Source organism: Pseudomonas meliae, from assembly GCF_001400515.1.
Classification (GTDB): Bacteria; Pseudomonadota; Gammaproteobacteria; order Pseudomonadales; family Pseudomonadaceae; genus Aquipseudomonas; species Aquipseudomonas amygdali.
The window spans coordinates 1-5,465 of sequence record NZ_LJQT01000090.1; the positions used below are offsets into that span (position 1 = coordinate 1).

The following is a 5,465-nucleotide window of genomic DNA, read 5'->3' on the forward strand; positions in this document are numbered from 1 at the left end:
AACCCGGGGCGGTTCACTTTACCAGCGCGGCCAGTGACTGATCGATAAAGCCACCGCGACCGTCCACGTCAATTTCCATTCGGCCACGAATCGGCAGTACCAGTTGAGTATGGTCGTGACAGTGCTGAGGGCTTTGCGTCTTGTAGCTGCGAACTTCAAGGCTTAGAAACATTAGTGCACCCCTTGCCGTCGGGTGATTCGAGGTCTGGCGTTCCATAGTGCCTGCGCTTACAGGTTCAGCGGCGTCAGCAACAGGTCAACTGGCTGGCAATCCTGATCCCGCTTGATCAGCATCTACTTAAGCCGGCAGCGGCCCGCAGGCACGATAGGTGTCGATCAGCGTATCAAAAAGGGCAATGTCTGACCGGCTTCTCGCAATGAGTTGAGCGCCCGCCACAGCCGAAAAAATCGCCTGCGCCCGCACCTCGCTGGCCGCTGGCATACACACATTCGCCGCCACCAGAAGCTTGCTCAGCCAGGCAATATTGACCTGGGCAAAAAGCTGAATTTCCTGAGTCATCTCTGGCGGCAATTTATCGGTTTCAGCGCCGATAAAACTGCCCAGACAAAGGCGGTTTTCAGCCTCTAGCGAGCGGCGGAAAATTTCCGGGAAACGGTGCAACGCCTCGACAGGGTCTGGTGTTTCCTCAGAAATAGCCTCAAGAGCAGCAGCACCGTCCTGCCAGTAGCGCCTGGCAACCGCCACACCCAGGTCAGCCTTGCTTGGAAAGTGGTAGTAAATACTGGCTGGCTTGATTCCAACCTGAGCCGCCAGATCGCGAAAGTTCAGGCCGTTATAACCCTGAGACTGAGCGATGTTTCTCGCGGCAAGCAGAATGGCCTCTCGTGCGTTGATGGTCATCGTGGTGCCTCGTGCTTCGGACAGGTTTCTGCAAACGGGCGCATGCTAATTCAAAAACCTGACTGTTGTCAGGTAGAACGGTTGTGCGAGGCATGGGGAAGTCGAGAACGCCATGCAATGACGGTCCCGACGATAATGTGCGCGCGCAACAGGTCGGTCACTCGGCCGGCGAGTCCAGTTCGGGTATACCGCTGCTGCGATCAGCATAGGCGGCCTGGAAGCCCGGGCGTTTCTGCCAGCGCTTCCAGTACAAGTCCAGGAACTCGAAACGCTCATCCAGCGGCGTGGCGTTGACCGGAAACTTGGAGAAGGCAATGGCGGTTGCAAGGGTGATATCCGCGAAAGTCGGCGCCTCGCCGCCCAACAGCCACTCGCGGCCATCGGAAAGATGACGGTTGACCAATGCGGCGTGTGTCAGCGCCTCTTTGCGGCAGTGCTCGCCCCATGCTTCGTTCTTCGTCAGTTCAAGTTTGAAGCCGAGCCCGGTGTGCAATACATGAAACGCGGTAACGATCCGGTAGAGAATATGCACCCAGATCCGGTTATCCCACATGTTATCAAGGCCTTGTTCCAGAGCGCCCTCCCCCATGATCTTGCGGCCCGGATAAGACTGATCCAGATAGCGAGCGATAGCGGCGGTCTCGGAAATGAAGCTGCCGTCTGCCAGTTCAAGGGTGGGCGTTTCTCCCCAAGGGTTCATATTGAGATGACGCCAGCCACGCTGCTCTCCGCCGGGGGTCATGTCGTAAATAGTCTCATCGAACTGATCGGCAATGCCTTTTTCGTGGATGAACAGGCGCAGGCGCTGGGGGTTCGGAAAAGCCGAAGGAGATGTGAAAAGTCGCAATCTGGAAGTCATGGTCGGGCCTGTGAAATGGAGTGGGCATTCACCTAACAACTGTTAGGTAGATAGACCGTAGCACACTCCTGAGCCCAGTCAATACCCTACCTAACATTTGTTAGGTGAATGACTGTAGCGCCCTATTTTCGCTGGCCCGTGTTTTCAGCGCTCAAACGCGAAGTCCTTGATATTCTATTGGCTGCGCTCCAGAGACTCGTGAGTGCAGCTCAAGACAGACAAGGCCCGTGCCTGAAATACACAGGTTTGCCAGGCCGCACAGTGCAAAGAAGGGAAAAGAATGCAGCACGCTTCGCTGAACCGTTTTCATACTGGGCTGCTCGCCTTGCTTTTGCTGTGCGTGACCTTGCCAGCCCTGGCCCAGAATAGCCCGGCGCCTCAAACCGATAGCACCAGTAGCGCATCCCCCGCAGTGGATGCACCGAGCCTGGATGACTTGAGCGAACAACTGGATCAGACCCGTCAAAAAGTGACGGGCAGTGCCAACGATGACCTGCTTTCAAGCCTGCGGCAGGCCGCTTTGCAGGTCCAGAAACAAGCCGACAATCTGACTGCCCGACAAGCTGTCGACATCGAACACCTGAATGATCAGCTCAACATTCTCGGGCCGGCGCAACCGGACGAGGCGCCAAGTCTGACCAGTCAGCGCAAGACATTGACCGCTCAGAAAAACGCGCTGGTCGATGATGAACGCCAAACCAACACGTTAAGCCAGTCAGCCCGTGATCTGGCTACGCAGATATTCAATCTGCGCCGCAGCCTATTCGATTCGCAGATCAGCACGCGGACAGCGAGCCCGCTCAGCTCGGCGTTCTGGTCCACGCTGATTCGTCCTACCGATGACGACCTGGGACGCTTGAACAGACTTCTGGTGGATGTCCGCCAAGTGCTCAGCAGCACGCTGGCACCGGAAAACCGTGTGCAATTCATCAGCATCGTAGTCGCCGCGCTGTTCGTATGGGTCGTTGTTCGCCGCCTGCTGGAGCGCTTGCTGATCTGGTCGATGATTCGCTGGCTACCCGAAGGCCGCCTGCGCCGCAGCGCCCTGGCACTGGCTGTAGGGCTAGCGACCATTCTCACCATTACCGTTGCCACTTCCTTGTTGCGCTGGGGGATCGTGCGCAATGCGGTGCTCAGCAACGACGTGGTCAACCTGCTCGATCAGGTGCAGACGCTGATCACTTTCTGCGCTTTCATCGTCGGTCTGGGCCGCGCCCTGTTGATGCGGGCACACGCCTCATGGCGTCTGCCGCAAATCCCTGACCAGATCGCCACGGCACTGGGCCGCTTCCCGCCTGCCCTGGCGCTGGCACTCATGATCATCGGCACTCAGGAGCGCATCAACAGTGTCATAGCCAGCAGCCTGGCCCTGACGGTGGCGGTCAATGGCCTGACGGCGCTGGCGGTTTCGCTGGTGTTTTTCTACGCCCTGGTGCGCTACCGCCGAACCCGCCGACGCTTTGAGCTGGAGCGGCCAGCAGGTTTCGTCGGACTGCTTCCCTTTATCGTTGCGGTATGGGTCGGCCTGAGCTTGCTGGCGTTGCTCAGCGGCTACCTGACGCTGGCTTACTTTCTGGCGGTAAAACTGCTTTGGGTGAGCGTGGTGGCGTCCACTGCGTATCTATTGATCGCCTGCTTCGGTGACATCTGCGAGACCCTTCTGTCGCCTAAACAACCTGGCGGCATGGCGTTGGGTTCGGCGCTGGGCTTGTCCGCCCGCCACCAGGCCCAGGCAAGCACCGTACTGGCAGGCATAGGCCGTACCCTGCTGTTGCTTACCGCATTGCTGCTGGCTTTCCTGCCTTCGGGTTCCAGCCCGGGCGACCTGCTCGCAAGTTTCACTCAAATGGACGTCACGTCCAAATCCCTGGGCAACCTGAACATCGTCCCCAGCGATATTCTGATGGCACTGATTTGCCTGGTCGTCGGCCTGCTGGGCGTGCGTGTACTCAAGGAGTGGTTCGGAGAACGCCTTCTGCCCGAGACCAACATGGACGCGGGCATGCAGGCCTCGCTGGTGACCTTGATCGGCTACATCGGCTTTGTGCTGGTGGTGGCCGTGGTGATGTCCACACTCAAGATCAGCCTGACCAATTTGACCTGGGTGGTCAGTGCGCTATCGGTGGGGATCGGTTTCGGTCTGCAGGCCATTGTGCAGAACTTTATCTCGGGCCTGATTCTGCTGACCGAGCGTCCGGTCAAAGTCGGCGACTGGGTAAGCCTGGCAGGGGTCGAAGGCGATATTCGCCGGATCAACGTCCGCGCGACCGAAATCCAGATGGGCGACCGCTCGACAGTGATCGTGCCAAACTCGCAGTTCATCACGCAAAACGTGCGCAACGTCACCATGGGCAACGCGCTGGGCGTAGTCGGAATCACCCTCACCCTGCCCCTGGAAACAGATGTTCTGCAAATACGCGAGCTGCTGTTGCAGGCCTTTACCGAGCACGAAGCGATACTCGACACGCCTGCACCTTCAGTCACCTTCAAGGACCTGACCAATACCGGTTTGATCATCAGCGCCAGTGGCTACGTGAACAGCCCACGCTCGGTGGGAGGTGCGCGGAGTGATCTGTTGTTTACGGTTCTGGGGCGTCTGAGGGAGCTGGGTGTAGCACTGTCTGCGCCGCAGAGCATGGTATTGATCAATGAGGGGGCTGGGAAGGAGACGCCAGAAGAGAACCCGTGATACTTCAGGGCTGGAGCGGAGCGGATAAAGCGGCCAGCAGGACTCACCTCCGTTCAGGCGGCTGCCACATACTTCTGCAAACCGGCGCTGTGCACGTCATTGCAGCGCTGGAGCAGGATCTGGTCGCTGAAGTGAACCGTATGACTGATGGCAAAGGCGCGCGCATGGCCTTCGACCAGGTTGGCGGTCCTGAGGTTGCAAACATCCTTCGCGCACTGTCGTATCTGGGCATTTTCTTCCAGTATGGAGCGCTTGAGACCGCAGACCTGAGTATTCCTGTCATGGAGTTATTGTCCAAGGTCATCGAGCATTCGTAGTGCAGGGGGCGTGTAGTACATCATACGAACCGAAGGCAGAGGATAATCTAGCGGGCCAGATGCCTTTACTAGACGCTTACGCAGCGGCAAACGGGCGGCAGCAATCATGAGTTTGATCCAGTCTGCACGAATGAACGGACATGATCCGTTTGCGTATCTCAAGGATTTACTGACGCGGTTGCCGACGCAGAAGGCCAGTGAAATCGACCAACTGTTGCCGCATCACTGGATGCCTAGCTGATCTGCGCAAGGCGTACTCCCCGTACGCTTAGACCTGCTGACCGCAGCAGTCGGGCCTTTCGAGCTTGATGAGCAAGCAGTTGCGAACGTCAGCAATTGCATCTGGTGACAACCCGCCAGAGCTTAAAGCGGACACATCACTTAGCGTCCAATCCAGGGAACCATTGTGAGATTAGATTGGGTAGTTCGTCTAGCGAAGTTATAGAAGACTTCGCTGGCATAATGCCTTCGGGCCATGAATGAAACCCTTGAAACCACACGGCGTACATTCCCGCTGCTTTTGCACCTTGGTAGTCATTTATGGGATGGTCGCCTACAAACCAACACTGTTCGGGAAGAAAACCCAGCTGTGCGGCCCCTGCTCGGAAAATATCGGACGCTGGCTTAGCCATCCCAAACGCTTCCGAGCTAATTACCGTGCTAACCGATTCGGCGAAGGGCAATGCGGCTATGGTTTGCCTGCGCGACCTTTCAGCACCGTTAGGAGGGTGTAGACAA

5 protein-coding genes and 2 pseudogenes are annotated in these 5,465 nt (G+C 57.5%); 3 read left to right on the forward strand and 4 right to left on the reverse strand.

Annotation, left to right across the window (positions count from 1 at the left end; all coding sequences use genetic code 11):
* Nucleotides 1-16: 16 nt before the first annotated feature.
* The 3 genes and pseudogenes from ALO64_RS23785 to ALO64_RS04045 form a co-directional block, all read right to left on the reverse strand.
* Nucleotides 17-172 (reverse strand): annotated as a pseudogene (locus ALO64_RS23785) (AraC family transcriptional regulator); the annotation flags it as partial.
* Between the two features lie 126 nt (nucleotides 173-298).
* Nucleotides 299-862, reverse strand: coding sequence for a TetR/AcrR family transcriptional regulator (locus tag ALO64_RS04040; protein ID WP_016982651.1), 564 nt, complete (start codon nucleotides 860-862; stop codon nucleotides 299-301).
* A 157-nt stretch (nucleotides 863-1,019) separates the two neighbouring features.
* The gene (locus ALO64_RS04045; protein WP_004661262.1) at nucleotides 1,020-1,721 is read right to left on the reverse strand and encodes a glutathione S-transferase family protein; all 702 of its coding nucleotides are present in this window, start codon (nucleotides 1,719-1,721) and stop codon (nucleotides 1,020-1,022) included.
* A 280-nt stretch (nucleotides 1,722-2,001) separates the two neighbouring features.
* Here ALO64_RS04045 and ALO64_RS04050 point away from each other — a divergent pair, with 280 nt between their 5' ends.
* From ALO64_RS04050 to ALO64_RS04060, 3 genes and pseudogenes are all read left to right on the forward strand, one after another.
* Nucleotides 2,002-4,410, forward strand: coding sequence for a DUF3772 domain-containing protein (locus ALO64_RS04050; RefSeq protein ID WP_044345491.1), 2,409 nt, complete (start codon nucleotides 2,002-2,004; stop codon nucleotides 4,408-4,410).
* Nucleotides 4,407-4,727, forward strand: a complete 321-nt coding sequence (locus ALO64_RS04055; RefSeq protein ID WP_044345493.1) for a zinc-binding dehydrogenase — start codon at nucleotides 4,407-4,409, stop codon at nucleotides 4,725-4,727. Before ALO64_RS04050 ends, ALO64_RS04055 begins: the two co-directional genes overlap by 4 nt.
* A 64-nt stretch (nucleotides 4,728-4,791) precedes the next feature.
* Nucleotides 4,792-4,968: pseudogene (locus tag ALO64_RS04060) on the forward strand (transposase domain-containing protein); the annotation flags it as partial.
* Nucleotides 4,969-5,104: 136 nt separating this feature from the next.
* Here ALO64_RS04060 and ALO64_RS23790 read toward each other — a convergent pair.
* On the reverse strand, nucleotides 5,105-5,419 hold the full coding sequence (locus tag ALO64_RS23790; RefSeq protein ID WP_327168423.1) for an HAD family hydrolase: 315 nt from the start codon (nucleotides 5,417-5,419) through the stop codon (nucleotides 5,105-5,107).
* Between the last annotated feature and the right edge of the window lie 46 nt (nucleotides 5,420-5,465).

Coding starts and splice junctions, on each gene's coding strand:
- ALO64_RS04040 (WP_016982651.1), bottom strand. CDS start 862: ATGACCATCAACGCACGAGAGGCCATTCTGCTTGCCGCGAGAAACATC.
- ALO64_RS04045 (WP_004661262.1), bottom strand. CDS start 1,721: ATGACTTCCAGATTGCGACTTTTCACATCTCCTTCGGCTTTTCCGAAC.
- ALO64_RS04050 (WP_044345491.1), top strand. CDS start 2,002: ATGCAGCACGCTTCGCTGAACCGTTTTCATACTGGGCTGCTCGCCTTG.